The organism is Pseudomonas sp. 1176_21 (genome assembly GCF_052850635.1).
In genome coordinates this window covers 198,847-220,091 of sequence record NZ_VXCV01000002.1, presented here as the reverse complement: position 1 = coordinate 220,091, position 21,245 = coordinate 198,847, and the positions used below count along the sequence as shown (strand labels likewise).

Genomic DNA, 21,245 nt, shown 5'->3' with positions numbered 1-21,245 from the left:
CCTCAGCAGACGATGCGGTTCATGTAGTTCGTGAATCCCGTGATGTAGCGCGGGGTCGGGATCAGGAAGGCATCGTGGCCATACGGCGAGTCGATATCCAGGTAGCACACGTTCTTGCGCGCGGCGATCAGCGCATCGACGATCTCCCGCGAGCGCGCCGGCGAGAAACGCCAGTCGGTGGTGAACGACATCACGCAGTAGTCGGCGGTGACGTGGGCCAGGGTCGCGGCCAGGTCGCCGCCGTGGCTGGCGGCGGGGTCGAAGTAGTCCAGCGCCTTGGTCATCAGCAGGTAGGTGTTGGCATCGAAACGCCCGGAGAACTCCTCGCCCTGGTAGCGCAGGTAGCTTTCGACCTGGAACTCGACGCTGTGAAAGTCGTAGTTGAGCTTGTCGCTCTTGAGCTCGCGGCCGAATTTCTCGCCCATCGAGTCATCCGACAGGTAGGTGATGTGCCCGACCATGCGCGCCAGCATCAGCCCGCGCTTGGGGATCACGCCTTCGGCCTGGAACGAGCCGCCGTGGAACTCGGGGTCGGTGAGGATGGCCTGGCGCGCCACTTCGTTGAAGGCGATGTTCTGCGCCGACAGCTTGGGTGCCGAGGCGATGTCCAGGCAGTGGCGCACGCGGTCGGGGTAGGTGATGGTCCATTGCAGCGCCTGCATGCCGCCCAGGCTGCCGCCCACCACGGCGGCCCACTGGCCGATGCCCAGGCGATCGGCCAGGCGCGCCTGGCTGTGCACCCAGTCTTCCACGGTGAGTACCGGGAAGTCGGCGCCGTAGGGCTGGCCGGTGGCCGGGTTGACGCTGCTGGGGCCGGTGCTGCCGTTGCAGCCGCCGAGATTGTTCAGGCTGACCACGAAGAAGCGGTTGGTATCGATCGGCTTGCCCGGCCCGATGCAGCTGTCCCACCAGCCCGGCTTGCGGTCGTCGGGGCTGTGGTAGCCGGCGGCATGGTGATGCCCGGACAGGGCATGGCAGATCAGCACGGCATTGCTGGCCGCGCTGTTGAGGGTACCGTAGGTTTCAAAGACCAGCTCGTAGCTGGCCAGCGAGCGACCGCAGGCCAGGGCCAGGGGCTCATCGAATCGCGCCAGTTGCGGTACTACCAGACCGACCGAATCTTCGGGAAAGACAGTGGACATCGACCCTGCTCACGCTTGAATGAGGCGTAAGTCTAAAGACCGCCACCCCCAGCGGCAAGCAACATGGCGCGGCTTGCGGCCGGGGGTGGTGCGGGTCAGATCATGCGGAACAGTTCCTGCGGCATTCCGGCGTAGGCGGCCAGCGGCGGCATCACGAACGACTGGATCACCTGGATCGCCAGGAAGGCGAAGATCGGCGAAATATCCAGGCCTCCGAGGTTGGGCACCAGCTTGCGAAACGGTGCCAGCACCGGCTCGCTGATCTGGTAGGCCAGCTCGGCGGCGGGGTTGTGGCTGCCGGGGGCGATCCACGACACGATCACCATCACGATCATCGCGACCCAGAAGATCTTCAGGAACAGCGAGGTGACGCCGATGACGGCCCACATCAGCAGGTGCGGGATGTCGCCGAAGGTGCCGTAGGTGACCATCAGCACGAACGCCATCAGCAGCGCCTGGATCACGATCGACAGGATCAGCGACGAGGTGTCCAGCCCGAACACGCTGGGGATGATGCGCCGGATCGGCTTGAGCAGCGGCTGGGTGGCGCGCACCGCGAACTGGCTGAGCGGGTTGTAGAAGTTGGCCTTTACCAGCTGCAGCACGAAGCGCAGCAGCACGATGACCAGGTACAGGCTGACCAGTGTTTGCACCACGAAGATCGCGGCGCCCGAAAGTGCATTCATGCAGAGCTCCTTAGTTGCCCAGTTGTTCGGCCATTTCGGCCGAGCGGTGCGCCGCGGCGCCCAGTGCTTTTTCTACCAGCGCCTCGAACCCGTTGGCCTGGAACGACTTGATCGCCGCCTCGGTGGTGCCATTGGGGGAGGTGACGCGCCGGCGCAGTTCGCTGGCCTCGACATCGCTGGCCACGGCCATGTGCGCCGCGCCCAGGGCGGTTTGCAGGGTCAGCCGGGAGGCGACGTCGCGGGGCAGGCCGAGTTTTTCGCCGGCTGCGGTCATCGCCTCGATCAGCAGGAAGAAATACGCCGGGCCGCTACCGGAGACCGCGGTCACTGCATCCAGTTGCTGTTCGCTGTCGACCCACAGGGCCACGCCCACTGCCGAGAGCAGTTGCTCGGCTTCGGCGCGTTGTTCGGCCGATACCTGCTCGGTGGCGTACAGACCGCTGACGCCCTGGCGCAGCAGCGCCGGGGTGTTGGGCATGCAGCGTACCAGCGGTTGCTCGCCCAGCCAGTTGCGCAGGCTGGCGCAGGTGATGCCGGCGGCAATCGACACCACCAGCTGGTTGGGCTTGAGGCTTGGCTTGAGCGCCTGGCACACCGCCTTCATGGCTTGCGGCTTGACCGCGATCAGCACCACGTCGGCGCCATCGACGGCCTGGGCGTTGTCTTCGAACAGCTGGATGCCGTGTTCGGCGTGCACCCTGGCGCGCGTCTCGGCACCCGGGTCGCTGGCGCGGATCTGCGCGGCGTCCACACCCTGGGCGCGCAAGCCGCCGATCAGGCTGGCGGCCATGTTGCCGGCGCCGATGAAGGCAATTCGAGTCTTGCTCATGTCAGGTCCTTGGTTGAAGAAGGTGAACGATGCATGGGTCAGGCCTGGTCGTAGTCGCGGGCACCGAACAGGGCGGTGCCGATGCGCACCCAGGTCGCGCCCTGGGCAATCGCTGCTTCCAGGTCGTGGCTCATGCCCATCGACAGGGTGTCCAGGCCCAGGTTCAGGCTGTCCTGCAATTGGCGTACACGGGCGAATGCGGCCGCCTGGGCGGCCGGGTCGTCGGTGGGTTCGGGAATCGCCATCAGGCCGCGCAGCTTCAGGTGCGGCAGCGCCGCGATGGCCTGGGCCAGCGCCGGCAGCTCGTCGGGGTTGCAGCCCGATTTGCTGGCCTCGCCGCTGACGTTGACCTGCACGCACACATTCAGTGCGGGCAGCCCGGCAGGGCGTTGTTCGCTGAGGCGTTGTGCGATTTTCAGTCGGTCCACCGAATGTACCCAGTCGAAGTGCTCGGCGATTGCTCGCGTCTTGTTCGATTGAATGGGGCCGATGAAGTGCCAGGTCAAGGGCAGGTCGGTCAATTCGAGCTGCTTGGCCAGGGCTTCCTGCAAGTAGTTTTCGCCCACGTCGCGCACGCCGGCCGCATACACTTCGCGTATCGCGGCAGCCGGCTTGGTCTTGCTCACGGCCAGCAGGCGGACCTGCCCGGGGTCACGCCCGGCGGCCTGTGCAGCGCTGCGGATGCGGTCGGCAAGCGTGGAAAGGTTGTCTGCTATGGTGGACATGGATCAACGCCAGCGGCTGTTCGGGTCTGCGGCATTCTACCTGCTTGGCGATGTTTGGGGAGTGTTATGGACATGACCGGGCTGATGGCCCTGGCGCTCAGGGAAGGCGCCTCCGATCTGCACCTGGCGGCCGGCAGTGCGCCGATGATCCGCCGTGACGGGCAGATGCAGCCGCTGGGGCCGGCGGCGTTGAGCAGCGACAACCTGCATGCCCTGCTGGCGCAGCTCATGAGCCCACAGCAGCAGGAGGACTTCGCCAGGCTGCAGGACCTGGACTTTGCCGTGGCCGTGCCCGGGCTGGGGCGCTTTCGGGTCAACGCCTTCGTGCAGGTGCGCGGGCCGGCGGCGGTACTGCGCCTGATACCCGACCAGGTGCCGACGCTGGCGAGCCTGCAGCTGCCGGAGGTGTTTCGTCGCATTGCCGAGTCGCCGGCCGGGCTGGTGCTGGTGACCGGCCCCACCGGCTCAGGCAAGTCGTCCACCCTGGCGGCGCTGGTCGATCACCTCAACCGCGAGCGCGCCGTGCATATCCTGACCCTGGAAGACCCGCTCGAATTTATCCACAGCCCGCTGCGCAGCCAGCTCAGCCAGCGTGAGATGGGGCGTCACAGCCAGGGGTTCGCCCAGGCGCTGCGGGCTGCGCTGCGCCAGGACCCGGACGTGATCATGCTTGGCGAGCTGCGCGACCTGGAGACGATCCGCCTGGCCCTGACCGCCGCCGAAACCGGCCACCTGGTGCTGGCGACCCTGCACACCGCCTCGGCGGCCAAGGCCATTGACCGGCTGGTGGACGTGTTTGCCGCGCAGGAGAAGGCCCTGGTGCGCACGATGCTCGCCGACGCCTTGCAGGCGGTGGTGGCCCAGGTGCTGGTGCCCAGGGTGCAAGGCGGACGAGTGGCCGCGCACGAGGTCCTGCTGGCCACGCCGGCGGTGCGCAACCTGATTCGCGAGGGGAAGGTGGCGCAGCTGTATTCGGCCATGCAGACCGGCGCGGCGTTGGGCATGCAGACCCTGGACAGCAGCCTGCAGGGCCTGGTGAGGCGGGGAATCGTCAGCCTGGAAACGGCCAGGGCGAACGCGCGTTCGCCCGATCAGGTCTAGCGTTTGGCCAGGCGCAGCTGGGTTTGCGGCTGCTCCTTGGGCAGTACGCGCTTGGCGACCACGTAGTGGCTCTGCCAGTAGGGCTTGTTCAGGGTATCGATGCTGACCCGCTTGCCGCGCCGTGGCGCGTGGATGAAGCGGTCGTTGCCCAGGTAGATGGCCACGTGGTTGACGCGGCGACTCTTGATGTTGAAGAACAGCAGGTCGCCGGGCTTGAGATCCTTGCGGTCGACTTTCACGCCGTGGCCGCTGGCCATGGCGTTGGAGGTACGCGGCAGGTCGACCTCGTCGATGTCGTTGAAGGCGTACTTGACCAGCCCGCTGCAGTCGAAGCCCTTGCTCGGGCTGCTGCCGCCCCAGCGGTACGGAGTGCCCAGCACGTTCACCGCGCGGCTGAGCACATCGCTGCTCTGCTTGGCCGGCATCGAGGCGACCTGGCGGGTGGTCTTGGCGACCTTGGAAGAGGCGGCGGACGAGGTGACCTTGGCGTGGGCGCCCTTGGTCGAGCGTACGGCTGCAGTGCTGGTGGTGTGCACGTTGAAGCCGTTGGGAAGACGTTGCTCACGGTTGGTGGCGTGGGCGGCCAGTGGCAATAAAAGGCAAACAGTCAGCCATGTCTTGAAAAAAGGTCGCATGGGCAGGGCTCTTGTTGGTTAAGCGCGCAACTTTATAACAGCTTTTTGATCGAATTCTGGTCCGTTGGTCGATTGCAGAGGCGCCATACGTCGGCTGAGCACGTAAAAGTCACATTTTTTCTTAGAAAATTTCTCTCTAAACCGTGGAGGCTATGAATGAACAGTTATCAGCAACAGGCGCAGCCCCAGGACACCCACAGCAAGGTCCTCGGCTACTTGCTGTGGATCTTCGGTTTTACCGGGTCGCACCGTTTCTACTACGGCAGGCCGGTGACCGGCACCATCTGGTTCTGCACCCTGGGCCTGCTCGGTATCGGCTGGCTGATCGACCTGTTCCTGATCCCGAAGATGGACAGCGAGGCCGACCTGCGCTTTCACGCCGGCCCGCTGGACTACAGCCTGGCCTGGATCCTGCTGACCTTCCTGGGGATATTCGGCGTGCACCGCATGTACCAGGGCAAGTGGATCAGCGGCGTGATCTATGCCTTTACCGGCGGGCTGTTTCTGCTGGGGGTGCTGTACGACTTCTGGACGCTGAACACCCAGGTATCGCTCAAGAACGTGCAGGCGCGGGCCTGAAAGCAGGCGGCCCGCTGCTGCGGGCCGCCGAACATCGGGGTTACTGGCGTATCTGGCGCTGTTGCAGCAGCAGGTTGTTGAAGCCGCTGCCGGCCAGTTGCTTCTGCGCCACGGTCAGCTGTTCGCGATTGCTGAACGGGCCGACCAGCACGCGGTACCAGGTCTCTTCCTTCACCGTACCGGACTCTACCTTCACCGCCTGGCCGAGCAGGATGATCTGCGCACGCACCTTGTCGGCATCGGCCTCTTTGCGGAACGAGCCCGCCTGCAGGTAGAACTGCGTGGTAGCGGCCGGCTTGATCACCGGCGGTGCCGGTGGCGGGGTCTGCCCCAGCAGCGCGGCCTGGGCGCGGGCGGTGTCGATCTTGGCCGCCTCGGCCGGGGTCACCGGTGGCTGCGCCGGTACCGGCGGGGTTTTCTCCGGCACGGCTTCGGGCGGCACGATCACTTCCGACTCGGGCAGCAGTGTGTAGAAGTCGTACTTGGGCTTGACCGGCTGCTGCGGGCTCGGCGCGGTCTTGTTCGCCTCGGCGATCTTCTCGGCCTTCTGCTGGGCTTCAGGCTTGGTGCGCTTGACCTCGTCGCGGCTGGGCTCGAGTTTCATCAGGAACACGATGAACGCACCGACCGTGAGGCCGATGGCCAGCCACATCCAGCCCGGTATCGGTTGCTTGGCCGGGGCCTGATAGCGGCTGGCGCCGCGCTTGGGAGCAGGTTTTTTCTTGGCAGCCAACTTACATGCGCTCCAGGGTTTCCAGGCCAAGCAGTTCCAGGCCCTGCTTGAGGGTGCGACCGGTCAGGGCGGCCAGGCGCAGGCGGCTCTGCTGCTGTTCGGGTGTTTCTGCGGCGAGGATCGGGCAGTTCTCGTAGAAGCTGGAGAACAGGCCGGCCACGTCGTAGAGGTAGCTGCACAGTACGTGCGGGGTACCTTTTTCGGCGACGTTGTTCAGGATTTCGCCGAACTGCGCCAGGCGCGCGGCCAGGTCCTGTTCCTGCGGTGCCTGCAAGCGGATCTCGCCTTCGACCTGGTCGAAGCCCTTGCCCAGCTTGCGGAACACGCCGGCCACGCGGGTGTAGGCGTACAGCAGGTACGGCGCGGTGTTGCCTTCGAAGTTGAGCATCAGCTCGAAGTTGAAGCTGTAGTCGCTGGTACGGTGCTTGGACAGGTCGGCGTACTTGACCGCGCCGATGCCCACCACCTTGGCGATGGCGCGCAGTTCTTCTTCAGGCAGCTGCGGGTTTTTCTCCTTGACCAGGGCGTAGGCACGCTCCTTGGCTTCGTTGAGCAGGTCGATCAGCTTCACGGTGCCGCCGTCGCGGGTCTTGAACGGGCGGCCGTCGGCGCCGTTCATGGTGCCGAAGCCCATGTGCTCCATGTCCATCGGGTGGGTCACGAAGCCGGCCTTGCGGGCCACCGCGAACACCTGCTGGAAGTGCAGGGCCTGGCGCTGGTCGACGAAGTACAGGGCGCGGTCGGCCTTGAGCACGCCGCTGCGGTAGCGCACGGCGGCCAGGTCGGTGGTGGCGTACAGGTAGCCGCCGTCGGCCTTGACGATGATCACCGGCAGCGGCTCGCCCTCGGCGTTCTTGAACTCGTCGAGGAACACGCACTGGGCGCCGTTGCTTTCCACCAGCATGCCCTTGGCCTTGAGGTCTTCGACCACATTGGCCAGGTCGTCGTTGTAGGCGCTTTCGCCCATCACGTCGGCCATGGTCAGCTTGACGTTGAGCAGCTCGTAGGTCTTCTGGCAGTGCGACAGCGAGATGTCCTTGAAGCGGGTCCACAGCTTCAGGCACTCGGGGTCGCCGGCCTGCAGCTTGACCACCAGGCCACGGGCGCGGTCGGCGAACTCGCTGGACTCGTCGAACCGCTTCTTGGCGGCGCGGTAGAAGTTCTCCAGGTCCGACAGCTCTTCGCTGGTGATCGGGTTCTCTTCCAGGTACGCCATCAGCATGCCGAACTGGGTGCCCCAGTCGCCCACGTGGTTCTGGCGTACCACATCGTCACCGAGAAACTCCAGCACACGGGCCACGGCGTCGCCGATGATGGTCGAGCGCAGGTGGCCGACGTGCATTTCCTTGGCCAGGTTGGGCGCCGACATGTCGATCACGACCTTCTGCGTGGCGCCGGCCTTGTGCACGCCGAGCCTGGCGTCGGCCAGTGCGGCATCCAGGCGCGAGGCCAGGGCCTGGGTGTTCTGGAAGAAGTTGAGGAAGCCCGGGCCTGCGATCTCCACCTTGCTGACCTGCGGGTCGGCGGGCAGGGCGGCGATGAGTTTCTCGGCCAGGTCGCGCGGCTTGAGGCCGGCGGGCTTGGCCAGCATCATCGCGATGTTGCTGGCGAAATCGCCGTGGGTCTTGTCCCGGGCGTTTTCCACCTGGATCGCCGGCGTCAGCCCGTCAGGCAGCACACCGTCGTTGACGAGTTGGGTGAGGGCTTGCTGGATCAGCTGGCGAATGGTGTCTTTCATGGGCTTCTCTTTCGACCGCAAGCGCGGCGGCGCCTGGATGCGCAGGTGGAAAAACTGGGTATTATCCGTTGCCGGGGCGAGGTTGCCAACCTTTAGGGCCCTTTGGCCAACAATGCAGGCTCTGCAGAGGGCCAGGGCTCATCAAACCTGTAGGAGCCGGCGTTGCCGGCGAAGCGGTCAGTACAGGTCGACCGGGTCCACATCCAGCGACCAGCGCACCTGTCGCCCGCTCGGCATCTGCTCCAACACTAACAGCCAGGCGCTCATCAGACGATGCAAGGATGCCCTTGCATTGGCCTGCAACAACAATTGCGCACGAAAACGTCCCGCCCGTCGCTCCATCGGCGCCGGCACCGGGCCCAGCAGCTCGATGCCGTGCAGGTCGTGCTCTGCCAGCAACTGCTCGGCGGCGCTGCAGGCCTCGTCGAGAAAGCTCTCGGCCTGCCCCGGCTTGTGCGCCTCGGCGCGCAGCAGCGCCAGGTGCGCGAAGGGCGGCAGGCCGGCGGCGCGGCGCTCGCTCAGGGCCTGTTCGGCAAACGCGAAATAGCCCTGCTCGGTAAGCTGTACCAATAGAGGATGGTCGGCCAGGTGCGTCTGGATGATCACCTTGCCTGGCTCCTCTGCACGCCCGGCACGCCCTGCCACCTGCACGATCAGTTGGGCCATGCGCTCGCTGGCGCGAAAATCCCCGGAGAACAGCCCGCCATCGGCATCCAGGATCGCCACCAGGGTGACCCGCGGAAAGTGGTGCCCCTTGGCCAGCATCTGGGTGCCGACCAGGATGCACGGCTCGCCGCGCTGCACTGTGGCGAACAGCTGGTTCATCGCGTCCTTGCGCGAGGTGCTGTCGCGGTCCACGCGTAGCACCGGTACATCCGGAAACAGAATGCTCAGGCGCTCTTCGGCGCGCTCGGTGCCTGCACCTACCGGGCGCAGGTCCACATGGTTGCACTGCGGGCACTGGCGCGGTACGCGTTCGTCATAGCCGCAGTGGTGGCAGCGCAGTTCGCCGGAGCGCTGATGCACGGTCATGCGCGCATCGCAGCGCGGGCATTCCGACAGCCAGCCGCAGTCGTGGCACAGCAGCGTGGGGGCAAAGCCGCGACGGTTGAGGAACACCAGCACCTGCTGGCCTGCGGCCAGGGTCTGGCCGATGGCCTGTTGCATCGGCCCGCTGATGCCGCTGTCCAGGGGCCGGCTCTTGACGTCCAGGCGCAGGAAGCGCGGCGCCTTGGCGCCGCCGGCGCGGTGGTTCATGCGCAGCAGGCCGTAACGGCCGGAGTAGGCGTTGTGCAGGCTTTCCAGCGATGGCGTGGCCGAGCCCAGCAGGATCGGGATGTGCTCCTGGTGCGCGCGCACCAGGGCCAGGTCGCGGGCGTGATAGCGCAGGCCTTCCTGCTGCTTGTAGGAGCCGTCGTGCTCCTCGTCGATGATGATCAGGCCCGGGTTCTTCATGGGCGTGAACAGCGCCGAGCGGGTACCGATGATGATGTCGGCCTCGCCATCACGGGCTGCCAGCCAGGCTTTGAGGCGTTCGCGGTCGTTGACTGCCGAATGCAGCAGGGCAATGCGCGCATTGAAGCGCTGCTCGAAGCGCGCCAGGGTCTGCGGCCCGAGGTTGATCTCCGGAATCAGGATCAGCGCCTGCTTGCCGGCCTCCAGGGTCTCGCGGATCAGTTGCAGGTAGACCTCGGTCTTGCCGCTGCCGGTGACCCCGGCCAACAGAAAGGCATGGAAGCTGCCGAACCCTGCCTGCACCGCATGAAACGCCGCCTTCTGTTCATCGTTGAGCGGCAGTTCGGGCTGTGCCAGCCAGTGTTCGTGGCGCGCCGGCGGGGCATGCCGGCGTACCTCCACCTGCACCAGCTCCTTGGCCAGCAGCAGGTCGAGGCTGTCCTTGCTCAATTTGAGCTTGCTCAGCAGGCCGTGGGCCACGCCGTGCGGATGCTGCGCGAGGGTGGCCAGGGCATCGCGCTGGCGCGGTGCGCGGGCGATGCGCGGGTCGTCGTGGCGCGCCCCCGGGGCCACCTGCCAGAAGCGTTCCTGGTGCGCTTCGGCCGGCTCGCCCTGGCGCAGCAGCACCGGCAGCGCCCAGCTCAGGGTGTCACCCAGGCTGTGCTGATAGTACTGCGCGGTCCACACGCACAGCTTGAACAGGGCTGGCGGTATCGGCGATACCGGGTCAAGCAGGGCGATGGCGGGCTTGAGTTTGTCGGCGGGCACCTCGCTGTGCTCGCACACCTCCACCAGGATGCCGATCATCTCGCGGCGCCCGAACGGCACGCGCAGGCGCATGCCGGGGGTGAATGCGGTGTGCGCCATGCTTGCCGGGGCCCTGTAGTCGAACAACCGCCGCAGGGGCGAGGGCAAGGCAAGGCGAAGGATGACGTCGGACACGCGCAGGGTCTCTGAAGGGCAATTCGGTAGCCGCCGAGCCTAGCAGACGACAGTCGGTACAAGCGACAACTTGCGCTGATGGCATGCTCTGGTATTATTCGCCGCCTAATTACGTGCGGTATTCAACAATGGTGTTGGGTGGCGGCACGCAGTCGAGGAAGTGACCATGAAACCAGAAATTCATCCGAATTATGAAGCAGTCGCAGTCACCTGCAGCTGCGGCAATGTGTTCCAGACCCGTTCGACCCTGTGCGCCCCACTGGCCACCGACGTCTGCAACGAGTGCCACCCGTTCTACACCGGTAAGCAGAAAGTGCTGGACACCGGCGGCCGCGTACAGAAGTTCGCCGACCGTTTCGGCATGTTCGGTGCCAAGAAGTAAGACGGCGCGAAGCTGGCCCCATGGGCTTGGCAATGCTGTTGAAGAAGGCGTCCCTGGTGGGCGCCTTTTTTGTGGCCGCGATCTGGCAGTTGCCGGCGCAGGCGCTGTGTACGCTGCCGGCCGACCTCCAGGGCGGGGTGCAGAGCGTTGCGGTACGCCAGGTGATCGACGGCGATACCTTGCGTCTGAAGGATGGGCGCAATGTGCGCCTGATCGGCATCAATGCTCCCGAGATCGGGCGCAAGGGGCGGCCCAGCGAGCCCTATGCGGTGGCCGCGCGCCAGCGTTTGCAGGCCCTGGTCAAGGCCAGTGGCGGGCGGGTCGAGCTGCTGCCGGGTACAGAGCCGCGCGACAAATACAAGCGCACCCTGGCCCATGTGTTCGACCGCTCTGGTCACAATCTGGAAGAACAACTGCTGGGCGAGGGTCTGGGTTATCGCATCGCGGTAGCGCCCAACATCGCCCTGCGCGACTGCCATCAACAGGCTGAACAGGCCGCCCGCAGCGCCCGCGCGGGGCTGTGGGGCCAGCCGCCGGTGATTGCGCCGGGGCACCTGCGCCAGGCCGGTTTTGCGCTGGTCGCTGGCCAGGTTCAGTCGGTCGAGCACAGCGGTGGCGCCATCTGGATCGAGTTGGGCCATTCGCTGGTGCTTCAGGTGCCGGCCAGGTTGTCGCGCAACTTTGCGCCTGATTTCACCGACGGCCTCGAAGGCCGACGCGTCGAAGCCCGCGGTTGGGTGCTGGATCGTTCCCGCAAGGGCGGGCTCAGGCCGGGTCAGGCGCGCTGGATGCTGCCACTCACCGACCCGACGATGCTGGAAAGACAATAAAGATAATAAATTGTGAACATTTTAAAAATGGATTGTACACACTGAAAGCCTTGCGGGCTGCGGCTCTTGGCTTAAAGTCGTAGGCTAAAGGCCTTGACACAAGTGACCGGGCAGTCTTGTCGGCCCATTGCTCTTTGCGTATCCTCGGCGGTCCGTCAGAACAGTAAAAGCGGAATGCCCATCATGTCAGATTTGAAAACTGCCGCTCTCGAATACCATGCTCAGCCTCGTCCGGGGAAACTGAGCGTAGAGCTCACCAAACCGACCGCGACTGCTCGCGACCTGGCGCTGGCCTACAGCCCGGGTGTTGCCGAGCCAGTACGTGAAATCGCCCGTGACCCGGAGCTGGCCTACCAGTACACCGGCAAGGGCAACCTGGTAGCAGTCATTTCCGACGGCACCGCCATCCTCGGCCTGGGCAACCTGGGCCCACTGGCGTCCAAGCCGGTGATGGAAGGCAAGGGTGTTCTGTTCAAGCGTTTCGCCGGTATCGACGTGTTCGACATCGAAGTCGATGCCGAAAGCCCGCAGGCCTTCATCGACACCGTCAAGCGCATCTCGATCACCTTCGGCGGCATCAACCTGGAAGACATCAAGGCACCCGAGTGCTTCGAGATCGAGCGCGCGCTGATCGAGCAGTGCGACATCCCGGTGTTCCACGATGACCAGCACGGCACCGCGATCGTGACCGCGGCCGGCATGATCAACGCCCTGGAAATCGCGGGCAAGACCCTCGCCGATGCCAAGATCGTCTGCCTGGGCGCCGGTGCTGCGGCCATCTCCTGCATGAAGCTGCTGGTGAGCATGGGCGCGAAGATCGAAAACATCTTCATGGTCGACCGTACCGGCGTGATCCACGCTGGCCGTGACGACCTGAACCAGTACAAGGCGGTGTTCGCCCACGCTACCGACAAGCGCAGCCTGGCCGATGCCCTGGAAGGCGCTGACGTGTTCGTCGGCCTGTCCGGTCCGAACCTGCTGAGCCCTGAAGGCCTCAAGTCGATGGCACCGAACCCGATCGTGTTCGCCTGCTCGAACCCGGACCCGGAAATCTCGCCGGAGCTGGCCCACGCCACCCGCAGCGACGTGATCATGGCCACCGGTCGTTCCGACTACCCGAACCAGGTCAACAACGTGCTGGGCTTCCCGTTCATCTTCCGTGGTGCCCTGGACGTTCGCGCCAAGCGCATCAACGAAGAGATGAAGATCGCTGCCGCCAACGCCCTGAAGGACCTGGCCAAGCTGCCGGTGCCCAAGGAAGTCTGCGCTGCCTACGGCGTCGACGCGCTGGAATTCGGTCGTGAGTACATCATTCCGAAGCCGATGGACGCACGCCTGATCACCGTGGTTTCCGATGCCGTGGCCAAGGCTGCGATCGAAAGCGGTGTGGCGACCCTGCCGTATCCGAAGAACTACCCGCTCAAGAGCGTGGATGACGTGTTCAACGGCTGAGCCGTTGTAGCGTTGCAGCAAAAAGCCCCGGCTCGCGAGAGTCGGGGCTTTTTGTTTGGGGCTGGTAATTGTGCTGGCGAATGGGCTGCAGGGCAGCCCCCGGGTTACCCCATCAGAACAGATCGATCGGCGCCGACTCGTCCGCCGGCAGCGGGCTGCCTGGCGCACTGCCACCCAGCTCGTTGACCGACGGCGGGGTGTCTTCGGCCTTGAACAGCTCGAAGTACGCATCAGGCGTGCTCGGCGTGGCCGCACGGCCGCTCACCGGGTCCACCCGCAGGCTGAGGATGCCTTCAGGCTGCGGCAGCGTGTGCATCGGCTTGTCCTTGAGCGCGGCGCCCATGAAGCTCATCCAGATCGGCAGCGCCACGGTACCGCCATACTCGCGACGGCCCAGGGTCTCGGGCTGGTCGAAGCCGCTCCATACGGTGGTCACGTAGTCGGCGTTGTAGCCGGAGAACCACGCATCCTTGGACTCGTTGGTGGTACCGGTCTTGCCCGCCAGGTCGGTGCGCCCCAGCGCCAGGGCACGTCGTCCGGTGCCACGCTTGATCACGTCCTGCAGCATGCTGGTGAGGATGTAGCTGGTACGCCCGTCGATGATCTGCTCGGCCACCGCCGGCACCTGCGGCGCCACCGCACTCACGTCGGCGCCCAGTGCCGCATCGGTGACGATCGGCGTTTCGGCGGCGCCAATCCCGGCCTCGTCCTGATGCCCCCGAGGCACGCTGGGCGGGTTGGCGGTGAACAGCGTCTCGCCATTGCGGCTTTCGATGCGGTCGATCAGGTACGGGGTGATCTTGTAGCCGCCGTTGGCAAACGCGCTCCAGCCGGTGGCGATCTCCATCGGCGTGAGGGTCGCGGTGCCCAGCGCCAGCGACAGGTTGCGCGGCAGGTCCTGCTTGTTGAAGCCGAAACGGGCGATGTAGTCGATGGTCTTGTCCACGCCCATGGCCTGCAGCAGGCGGATCGATACCAGGTTGCGCGACTTGTACAGCGCCTCGCGCATGCGGATCGGGCCAAGGAAGGTGTTGGTGTCGTTCTTGGGTCGCCACACCTTGTCCAGGTACTCGTCGACGAACACGATAGGGGCGTCGTTGACCAGGCTGGCGGCGGTGTAGCCGTTGTCCAGCGCCGCGCTGTAGACGAACGGCTTGAAGCTCGAGCCCGGCTGGCGCTTGGCCTGCATGGCGCGGTTGTAGTTGCTCTGCTCGAACGAGAAGCCGCCCACCAGAGCACGGATGGCGCCGTTGTTCGGGTCCAGGGTCACCAGTGCGCTCTGGGCGCCCGGCACCTGGCTGAACTTCAGTTCGCCCTCGCCGGTGCGTTGCACGCGGATCACGTCGCCGACCTGGGCCACATCGCCAGGCTGCTGCGGGGCGCGGCCCTGGCTGTTGGTGTTGAGGAATGGGCGGGCCCATTTCATGGTGTCCCAGGCCACGGTCTCGGTCTGGCCCGACTTGGTCAGCACCTGCAGGCCGGTCTTGTCGACCTGGGTGACGATGGCCGGTTCCAGCCCGCCCAGTGGGCGCAGCTTGGTCAGCTCCTGCAGCCAGGCGGCCTGGGTCTTGCCCGGCAGGCGCGACTCGGGGCCGCGGTAGCCGTGGCGGTGGTCGTAGGCGCTGAGGCCATCGAGCACGGCGCTGTTGGCCATTTCCTGCAGGTCGCTCGGCACCGTGGTGGTCACGCGGAAACCTTCGGTGTAGGCGTCGCTGCCGTAGCGGCCGACCATCTCGGCGCGGGCCATCTCGGCGATGTACGGGGCATTCACCTCGGGCGTCGGCACGTGGTAGCTGGCGTTGATCGGTTCGGCCAGGGCAGCCTGGTAGCTGGCTTCGTCGATCTTGCCCAGCTTGTACATGCGCCCCAGGATCCAGTCGCGGCGTTCCTTGGCGCGCGTCGGGTTGGCCAGCGGGTTGAAGCGCGACGGTGCCTTGGGCAGGCCGGCGATCATCGCCATCTGCGCCAGGCTCACGTCACGGATCGACTTGCCGTAGTACACCTGCGCTGCGGCTTCGATGCCGTAGGCACGGTTGCCCAGGTAGATCTTGTTCACGTACAGCTCGAGGATCTCGTCCTTGGTCAGCTCGCGCTCGATCTGCAGGGCCAGCAGGATCTCGTTGGTCTTGCGCGAGAAGCTGCGTTCGCTGCTGAGGAAGAAGTTCTTCGCCACCTGCATGGTGATGGTGCTGCCGCCGGTCTGGATGTGCCCGGACTTGAGCAATTGTGTTGCAGCGCGCATCAGGCTGCTGGGGTCGACCCCATAGTGATTGGCGAAGTTGTCGTCTTCGGCGGACAGCAAAGCCTGGATGAAATGCGGGGGAATGTCTGCGAAACGGATGGGAGAACGCCGCATCTCGCCGAACTCGGCAATCAGCTTTCCATCGCTGCTGTATACCCGCAAAGGGATCTGCAACTGGATGCTTCTCAGGGCCTCTACCGAGGGCAGGCTGGGGCTAAGATACAGAAACGCGCCGCTCAGACCGAGCACGACGGCACAGATGACTGCGACGAAAGACCACCAGAAGAACTTCAGCAGGCGTATCAAGGCTTTGGGGTGTCCAGTTTGAAATATGGATTGAGCGCAGGGCTGATCGCGAGAAAAAACGCTGGGCATTATAAGCAATTTTCACTGTGCCGCGTGGGTTGCGCGGTGCACGGGCTGACCGGTGCCCTGTCTGGGGGCCGGTCGAAGCAGGCGGATGCCAGGGAAAGCCAATGTTTGGACGTTTCGGCAAGGATGCCGGTTCACTGCTGGGTATCGATATTTCATGTTGCGCGGTGCGATTGCTGCAGCTGCGGCAGGTGGCAGGGGCCTTCGAGGTGCGTGCGCAGGCCGTGCAGACGCTGGCGGCGGGCGTGCTGCAGGACGGCCGGGTGGCCGACCCGGCACAGTTGGCGCAGGTGCTGGGCGATGCCCTGGCCCGCAGCGGTGCCACCTTGCGCGAGGCGGCGCTGGCGATTCCGGCCACGGCCGTGCTGAGCAAGACCGTGCAGGTGCCGGCGGGGCTGGCAGAGGATGCCCTGATTGCCCGCCTGTGCCATGAGGCCGAACCTTTCATACCCTTTGCCCTGGACGAGGCGGCCTTTGATTTCGAGTGCCGCGGCTCGGTCGCGCACGACCCGTGCTACGAGGCGGTGGGGGTGTATGCCTGTCATCAGGGCTGGCTCGACGGGCTGGAGGCGGCACTGGAGCTGGCAGGCCTGCGTGCGCGGGTGGTCGAGACCGACAGCCTGGCGTTGTTGCGCGCGGTCGGGGCGGACGATCACGCGGTCGCCGTGGTGCGGGTCGAGCCAGGGCACTGGGCGCTGCATGCACAGCACCAGGCATGGCGTGCCGACGCGGGTGCAGCGGCCGATGTGCCGCAGGCGTTGGCTGCCTGCATCGAACGCTGGTTGCAGGCCCTGGAGGGCCCGGCACCGGCGCGGCTGGTACTGACCGGGGCGGCTGCCGATTCGGCCCAGGCGCTGGAAGTGCAGCGTCGGCTGGGTATCGAAACCACGGTGTTCGATGCCGCCGAGCCCGCCCTGGCGCTGGCCTATGGGCTGGCGATGAGGCGTGCACCGTGAGGCGCGATATCAACCTGCTGCCGTGGCGGGCCTGGCAACGCCAGCGCAGTGTGCGGCAGTTGCAGGGGTTGATGCTGGTGGCTCTGCTGCTGGGGGTCGCCATCGTGGTGCTGCTGGACCGGCATGGCGCCTATCGCCTGGCGCAGCAGGGGCAGGCCAATGCGGCCCTGCGCGATGCCATCGCACGGCTTGAGGGCCCGCTGGCGGAACTGGCCGACCTGACCGCCCGGGGCGATGCGCTGCAGGAGCGCATCCAGGGGCTGGATGCCGTGCTGCGCGCCGCATCCCCAGGTGGTCAGGTGCTTGCACCGCTGGCCACGCGGGTGCCACAAGGGCTGCAACTGACTGCACTGGCGCTCGAGGGCAGCGCGCTGCGCCTGGAGGGGGTGGCACAGGGGCGGGCGTCGGTCACTCAACTGCTGCGCAATCTGGATCAGGCCCCTGGCCTGGGCGCTGTGCAGTTGCAGGAGATCAAGGCCACCGCCGCCGGCGAGGTGTTCCACCTCCGTGCGCAGGTGCAGCCATGAGCTCGGCTCTCGACTGGTACCTGATGGCAGCGTGGCCTCGGCGGTACAAGGCGCTGTTGCTGGCGGCTTGCCTGCTGCTGGCGCTCGGTAGCGGTTATGGGCTGCACCTGCGCGGGGCGAACGCTTCGCTTGAGCGGGCGCTGGCGCGTGGAGCCGAGTTGCAGCAGGCCTGGCAGGCGCAGGCAGAGCAGGTCGCCCGGCTGGACGAGCAGCAGGCCCGCTTGCTCGGCCTGGAGCAACGCCTGCGGGAGGCCCAGGCCCGGCTGCTGCCAGCGGGCGGCATGCCCGGCCTGCTGCAGGCTGTCGCCCGGGCCGGGCGGGGCCTGGTGTTCGAGCAGGTGAAAGTGTTGCCGGCGCAGCCGCAGGCCCTGCATGCCGAAATGCCGGTGCACCTGCAGGTGGTGGGCGACTTCGCCGCGCTGGCCGGTTTTGTCGACGCCCTGGCCACGCTGCCTGAGCGCGTGACCCTGCATGACCTTCACCTGGCGCCGCTGGCGGGGCGTGGGCAACTGCGTCTGCAGATGCACCTCAAGGCCTATGCGTCCGGCCTGCCGGTCGACCCCGTGGCGCAGCCGGCGCCGGTGCTGGCGGAGGCGCGCGATCCCTTTGCCGCGCCGCCGCCCGCAGCGCTCGAATTTGCGCTGGAACACGTGCCGCTGGAACAGATGGAACTGGTCGGGCACCTGGCCGACCGTCGCGGCGGGGTCGCGTTGATCCGTGTTGCGGGGGCGCTGTACCCGTTGCGCGAAGGTGACCGGCTGGGGCCGGACAAGGGGCGGGTGGTGCGCATCGATGCGCAGCAGGTCGAGCTCGAGGAGCAGGTATGGGTCGAGGGCGCCGGCTGGGTGGAGCGCTCGCAGGTGATCGAAGCCAATGGGGTGGCTCGACACGTCGTCAACTGACCAGGGAGGTCGTGGATGAACAGGATGTTCAGCCTGTGTGCGGTACTGATGGTGGCGCTGCCGGTAGCAGGTGCAGGCCTTGGGGCCGAGGGGGCAGGGTATGGCGGCGAGCCGCTGTCGTTGAGTTTCCAGGATGTCGAGGTGCGTTCGGTGCTCAAGGTGCTGGCCGACTTCACCGGGGTCAACCTGGTGGCCAGTGATGCAGTACAGGGCAAGGTGACCCTGCGTCTGCACGAGGTGCCCTGGGAACAGGCACTGGACCTGGTGCTGCGCAGCAAGGGCCTGGGTCGGCGTCAGGAGGGCAACGTGCTGCTGGTGGCGCCTTTGGCCGAACTGGCCGGGCACGATACCCAGGCCCGTGCGGCGCAGGCCTCGCCAACGCTGGTGCGCGAACTGCTCACGGTCAGCCATGCGCGGGCCGGGGACATCGTGCAGCTGTTCCAGGCCATGGTCGAGGACGACGACCCCGGCGCTATCACGGTCGACGAGCGCACCAACACCATCATTGCCAGCCAGCCGTCGGCACGCCTGGCCGACCTGCGGCGGCTGCTCGCGCAGCTCGATGTACCGGTTCGCCAGGTGATGATCGAGGCGCGCATCGTCGAGGCCAATGTCGATTACGAAAAAAGCCTGGGGGTGCGCTGGGGCGGGGCGGTGCAACTGGGCGGCGGCCTGCGCGCAGGCGGGTTGGCCGCCGACGGGCTGCCGTTCGTCGACCTGGGGGTGGAACGGGCCACCTCGGGTATCGGCCTGGGGTTGGTGCGCGACAGTGTGCTGCTCGACCTGGAGCTCAGCGCGATGGAAAAGACCGGCAATGGCGAAATCATCTCCCAGCCCAAGGTGGTCACCGCCGACAAGGAAACCGCGCGCATTCTCAAGGGTACCGAGGTGCCGTATCAGGAGTCGGGCGCCAACGGCACTACGTCCACCACCTTTCGCGAGGCCTCGCTGTCGCTGGAGGTGACCCCGCAGATCACGGTCGACAACCGGGTGATCATGACGGTCAAGGTCACCAAGGACGAGCCGGACTACCTCAATGCCCTCAACAGCGTGCCGCCGATCCGCAAGAACGAGGTGAATGCCAAGGTTCAGGTGGGGGATGGCGAGACCATCGTGATCGGCGGGGTGTATGCCACCGTGCAAAGTAATGTTGTCGACAAGGTGCCATTTTTCGGCGATGTGCCGTATGTTGGGCGGCTGTTTCGTCGCGCTGTCATCCAAGAGAAAAAATCCGAGCTGCTGGTCTTCCTGACTCCGCGTATCATGAGTGACCGGGCGATTGCTGTGAGTCGTTGATTCTGTGCGAAATTTGATACTTGTAGGGCCGATGGGTGCCGGTAAGAGCACCATCGGTCGCTTGCTGGCCAAAGAGCTGCGCCTGCCGTTCAAGGATTCCGACAAGGAAATTGAGCTGCGCACGGGCGCCAACATCCCGTGGATCTTCGACAAGGAAGGCGAGCCCGGCTTTCGTGATCGCGAGCAGGCGATGATCGCCGAGCTGTGCGAGGCCGACGGCGTGGTGCTGGCCACCGGCGGCGGCGCGGTGATGCGCGATGCCAACCGTGCGGCGCTGCATGCCGGGGGGCGCGTGATCTACCTGCACGCCTCGGTGGAGCAGCAGGTGGGGCGTACCGCCCGCGACCGCAACCGGCCGCTGCTGCGCACGGCCAACCCGGAGGCCACGCTGCGTGCCTTGCTCGAGTTGCGCGACCCGCTTTATCGGGAAATCGCCGACCTGGTGGTGGAAACCGACGAGCGGCCGCCGCGCATGGTGGTTCTGGATATTCTGGAGCGCTTGCAGAAGTTGCCGCCCCGTTAAGGCTTGACTATCCTCGGCGGCCAGTCATGCCCTGGCAGGGCACTTCGTTATTGCGCGGGTCGGGTCTTCGATGCCGCGCCTTTGTTCTTTGTGGGGACACATGCAGACACTTAAGGTCGAACTGGGCGAACGCAGCTACCCGATCTACATCGGCGAAGGCCTGCTGGATCAGCCTGAACTGCTGGCGCCGCACATTGCCGGCAAGCAGGTCGCCATCGTATCCAACGAGACTGTCGCGCCCCTTTACCTGCAACGCCTCACCCACAGCCTGGGGGCCTATTCGGTACTGCCGGTGGTGCTGCCCGATGGCGAGGCCTTCAAGAACTGGGAAACCCTGCAACTGATCTTCGACGCCCTGCTGACGGCGCGCCACGACCGTCGCACCACCGTGATCGCCCTGGGCGGCGGGGTGATCGGCGACATGGCCGGCTTTGCCGCCGCCTGCTACCAGCGCGGCGTGGACTTCATCCAGGTGCCCACCACGCTGCTGTCCCAGGTGGACTCGTCGGTGGGCGGCAAGACCGGCATCAACCACCCGCTGGGCAAGAACATGGTCGGTGCCTTCTATCAGCCCAACGCGGTGCTGATCGATACCGCCAGCCTCAAGAGCCTGCCGCCGCGCGAGCTGTCGGCGGGCCTGGCCGAGGTGATCAAGTACGGTCTGATCTGCGACGAGCCGTTTCTGGGCTGGCTCGAAGACAATGTCGATGCGCTGCGTGCGCTCGACCAGGCTGCACTGACCCGCGCCATCCAGCGCTCCTGCGAGGCCAAGGCGGCCGTGGTGGGGGCTGACGAGCGCGAGTCGGGCGTGCGTGCCACGCTCAATCTCGGTCACACCTTTGGCCACGCCATCGAAACCCACATGGGCTATGGTGTGTGGCTGCACGGTGAAGCCGTGGCGGCTGGCACGGTAATGGCCCTGGAAATGTCCATGCGCCTGGGCTGGATCAGCCAGGCGCAGCGCGACCGCGGCATTCGCCTGTTCCAGCGCGCCGGCCTGCCGGTGGTGCCTCCGGCCGAAATGACCCCGGCCCACTTCATGGAACACATGGCGGTCGATAAAAAGGTGCTCGACGGTCGTCTGCGCCTGGTCCTGCTGCGCCATATGGGCGAAGCCGTGGTGACCGACGACTATCCGCAAGAGATTCTTCAGGCCACGCTGGCGGCGGATTACCGCGCAATCGTGGCCCAGCTTTGA

The 21,245-nt window shown here is 65.9% G+C and carries 20 protein-coding genes; 11 read left to right on the top strand and 9 right to left on the bottom strand.

Annotation, left to right across the window (positions count from 1 at the left end; genetic code table 11):
- Window positions 1-2: 2 nt before the first annotated feature.
- The 4 genes from metX to FW760_RS05960 all read right to left on the bottom strand — a co-directional run bounded on the left by metX (window position 3) and on the right by FW760_RS05960 (window position 3,382).
- Window positions 3-1,142, bottom strand: coding sequence for a homoserine O-succinyltransferase MetX (gene metX, locus FW760_RS05975; protein WP_043860134.1), 1,140 nt, complete (start codon window positions 1,140-1,142; stop codon window positions 3-5).
- A gap of 95 nt (window positions 1,143-1,237) precedes the next feature.
- Entirely contained in the window at window positions 1,238-1,828 is a 591-nt protein-coding gene (locus tag FW760_RS05970) for a YggT family protein (RefSeq protein WP_043860135.1), read from the bottom strand.
- A gap of 10 nt (window positions 1,829-1,838) precedes the next feature.
- Window positions 1,839-2,657: a pyrroline-5-carboxylate reductase gene (proC, locus tag FW760_RS05965; RefSeq protein WP_043860136.1), complete on the bottom strand. Its 819-nt coding sequence runs from the start codon at window positions 2,655-2,657 to the stop codon at window positions 1,839-1,841.
- A gap of 38 nt (window positions 2,658-2,695) precedes the next feature.
- Window positions 2,696-3,382, bottom strand: a complete 687-nt coding sequence (locus FW760_RS05960; protein ID WP_426428906.1) for a YggS family pyridoxal phosphate-dependent enzyme — start codon at window positions 3,380-3,382, stop codon at window positions 2,696-2,698.
- A 66-nt stretch (window positions 3,383-3,448) separates the two neighbouring features.
- On the opposite strand from FW760_RS05960, the gene FW760_RS05955 reads away from it, so the two are divergent.
- Window positions 3,449-4,483, top strand: a complete 1,035-nt coding sequence (locus FW760_RS05955; RefSeq protein WP_100634292.1) for a type IV pilus twitching motility protein PilT — start codon at window positions 3,449-3,451, stop codon at window positions 4,481-4,483.
- Here the strand turns inward: FW760_RS05955 and FW760_RS05950 are convergent.
- Complete coding sequence (locus FW760_RS05950; RefSeq protein ID WP_043860139.1) at window positions 4,480-5,118, bottom strand: C40 family peptidase; 639 nt, start codon at window positions 5,116-5,118, stop codon at window positions 4,480-4,482. The genes FW760_RS05955 and FW760_RS05950 overlap by 4 nt on opposite strands.
- A 156-nt stretch (window positions 5,119-5,274) precedes the next feature.
- On the opposite strand from FW760_RS05950, the gene FW760_RS05945 reads away from it, so the two are divergent.
- Window positions 5,275-5,697 carry an NINE protein gene (locus FW760_RS05945; protein ID WP_043860140.1) on the top strand — a complete coding sequence of 141 codons (423 nt, stop codon included), beginning with the start codon at window positions 5,275-5,277 and terminating at the stop codon, window positions 5,695-5,697.
- A 40-nt stretch (window positions 5,698-5,737) separates the two neighbouring features.
- Here the strand turns inward: FW760_RS05945 and FW760_RS05940 are convergent, their stop codons facing one another.
- From FW760_RS05940 to FW760_RS05930, 3 genes are all read right to left on the bottom strand, one after another.
- Window positions 5,738-6,430, bottom strand: a complete 693-nt coding sequence (locus FW760_RS05940) for an SPOR domain-containing protein (RefSeq protein WP_043860141.1) — start codon at window positions 6,428-6,430, stop codon at window positions 5,738-5,740.
- Between the two features lies 1 nt (window position 6,431).
- Entirely contained in the window at window positions 6,432-8,168 is a 1,737-nt protein-coding gene (gene argS / locus FW760_RS05935) for an arginine--tRNA ligase (protein ID WP_043860142.1), read from the bottom strand.
- Window positions 8,169-8,345: 177 nt separating this feature from the next.
- A complete protein-coding gene (locus FW760_RS05930; protein WP_078481693.1) occupies window positions 8,346-10,565 on the bottom strand; it encodes a primosomal protein N' in 2,220 nt (739 codons plus the stop codon).
- 166 nt (window positions 10,566-10,731) lie between these two features.
- Here FW760_RS05930 and rpmE point away from each other — a divergent pair, with 166 nt between their 5' ends.
- The 3 genes from rpmE (at window position 10,732) to FW760_RS05915 (ending at window position 13,229) form a co-directional block, all read left to right on the top strand.
- Window positions 10,732-10,947 (top strand): 50S ribosomal protein L31, encoded by a 216-nt coding sequence (gene rpmE, locus FW760_RS05925; protein WP_043860144.1) that lies wholly within the window; start codon window positions 10,732-10,734, stop codon window positions 10,945-10,947.
- A gap of 32 nt (window positions 10,948-10,979) precedes the next feature.
- Entirely contained in the window at window positions 10,980-11,777 is a 798-nt protein-coding gene (locus tag FW760_RS05920) for a thermonuclease family protein (protein WP_256589725.1), read from the top strand.
- Between the two features lie 183 nt (window positions 11,778-11,960).
- Window positions 11,961-13,229, top strand: coding sequence for a malic enzyme-like NAD(P)-binding protein (locus FW760_RS05915; protein WP_043860148.1), 1,269 nt, complete (start codon window positions 11,961-11,963; stop codon window positions 13,227-13,229).
- Between the two features lie 112 nt (window positions 13,230-13,341).
- On the opposite strand, the gene FW760_RS05910 is transcribed toward FW760_RS05915, so the two are convergent.
- Window positions 13,342-15,774, bottom strand: coding sequence for a penicillin-binding protein 1A (locus FW760_RS05910; RefSeq protein ID WP_173925097.1), 2,433 nt, complete (start codon window positions 15,772-15,774; stop codon window positions 13,342-13,344).
- Window positions 15,775-15,947: 173 nt separating this feature from the next.
- Between FW760_RS05910 and pilM the strand changes: the two genes are divergently transcribed.
- The 6 genes from pilM to aroB all read left to right on the top strand — a co-directional run bounded on the left by pilM (window position 15,948) and on the right by aroB (window position 21,245).
- Window positions 15,948-16,799, top strand: a complete 852-nt coding sequence (gene pilM / locus FW760_RS05905; protein WP_446443696.1) for a type IV pilus biogenesis protein PilM — start codon at window positions 15,948-15,950, stop codon at window positions 16,797-16,799.
- Window positions 16,796-17,326, top strand: coding sequence for a PilN domain-containing protein (locus tag FW760_RS05900; protein WP_213606462.1), 531 nt, complete (start codon window positions 16,796-16,798; stop codon window positions 17,324-17,326). The genes pilM and FW760_RS05900 overlap by 4 nt, the downstream gene beginning before the upstream one ends.
- Complete coding sequence (locus tag FW760_RS05895) at window positions 17,323-18,228, top strand: pilus assembly protein PilP (RefSeq protein WP_078481688.1); 906 nt, start codon at window positions 17,323-17,325, stop codon at window positions 18,226-18,228. Before FW760_RS05900 ends, FW760_RS05895 begins: the two co-directional genes overlap by 4 nt.
- A gap of 24 nt (window positions 18,229-18,252) precedes the next feature.
- A complete protein-coding gene (locus FW760_RS05890; RefSeq protein ID WP_446443718.1) occupies window positions 18,253-19,524 on the top strand; it encodes a type IV pilus secretin PilQ in 1,272 nt (423 codons plus the stop codon).
- A 4-nt stretch (window positions 19,525-19,528) separates the two neighbouring features.
- Window positions 19,529-20,047 carry a shikimate kinase AroK gene (gene aroK / locus FW760_RS05885; protein WP_043859939.1) on the top strand — a complete coding sequence of 173 codons (519 nt, stop codon included), beginning with the start codon at window positions 19,529-19,531 and terminating at the stop codon, window positions 20,045-20,047.
- 100 nt (window positions 20,048-20,147) lie between these two features.
- The gene (aroB, locus tag FW760_RS05880; protein ID WP_043859938.1) at window positions 20,148-21,245 is read left to right on the top strand and encodes a 3-dehydroquinate synthase; all 1,098 of its coding nucleotides are present in this window, start codon (window positions 20,148-20,150) and stop codon (window positions 21,243-21,245) included.

What these genes read in the sequence shown, in the direction of transcription:
- metX (WP_043860134.1), bottom strand. Translation starts at nt 1,142, where the DNA reads ATGTCCACTGTCTTTCCCGAAGATTCGGTCGGTCTGGTAGTACCGCAA.
- FW760_RS05970 (WP_043860135.1), bottom strand. Translation starts at nt 1,828, where the DNA reads ATGAATGCACTTTCGGGCGCCGCGATCTTCGTGGTGCAAACACTGGTC.
- proC (WP_043860136.1), bottom strand. Translation starts at nt 2,657, where the DNA reads ATGAGCAAGACTCGAATTGCCTTCATCGGCGCCGGCAACATGGCCGCC.
- FW760_RS05960 (WP_426428906.1), bottom strand. Translation starts at nt 3,382, where the DNA reads ATGTCCACCATAGCAGACAACCTTTCCACGCTTGCCGACCGCATCCGC.
- FW760_RS05955 (WP_100634292.1), top strand. Translation starts at nt 3,449, where the DNA reads ATGGACATGACCGGGCTGATGGCCCTGGCGCTCAGGGAAGGCGCCTCC.
- FW760_RS05950 (WP_043860139.1), bottom strand. Translation starts at nt 5,118, where the DNA reads ATGCGACCTTTTTTCAAGACATGGCTGACTGTTTGCCTTTTATTGCCA.
- FW760_RS05945 (WP_043860140.1), top strand. Translation starts at nt 5,275, where the DNA reads ATGAACAGTTATCAGCAACAGGCGCAGCCCCAGGACACCCACAGCAAG.
- argS (WP_043860142.1), bottom strand. Translation starts at nt 8,168, where the DNA reads ATGAAAGACACCATTCGCCAGCTGATCCAGCAAGCCCTCACCCAACTC.
- rpmE (WP_043860144.1), top strand. Translation starts at nt 10,732, where the DNA reads ATGAAACCAGAAATTCATCCGAATTATGAAGCAGTCGCAGTCACCTGC.
- FW760_RS05920 (WP_256589725.1), top strand. Translation starts at nt 10,980, where the DNA reads ATGCTGTTGAAGAAGGCGTCCCTGGTGGGCGCCTTTTTTGTGGCCGCG.
- FW760_RS05915 (WP_043860148.1), top strand. Translation starts at nt 11,961, where the DNA reads ATGTCAGATTTGAAAACTGCCGCTCTCGAATACCATGCTCAGCCTCGT.
- pilM (WP_446443696.1), top strand. Translation starts at nt 15,948, where the DNA reads ATGTTTGGACGTTTCGGCAAGGATGCCGGTTCACTGCTGGGTATCGAT.
- FW760_RS05895 (WP_078481688.1), top strand. Translation starts at nt 17,323, where the DNA reads ATGAGCTCGGCTCTCGACTGGTACCTGATGGCAGCGTGGCCTCGGCGG.
- FW760_RS05890 (WP_446443718.1), top strand. Translation starts at nt 18,253, where the DNA reads ATGTTCAGCCTGTGTGCGGTACTGATGGTGGCGCTGCCGGTAGCAGGT.
- aroB (WP_043859938.1), top strand. Translation starts at nt 20,148, where the DNA reads ATGCAGACACTTAAGGTCGAACTGGGCGAACGCAGCTACCCGATCTAC.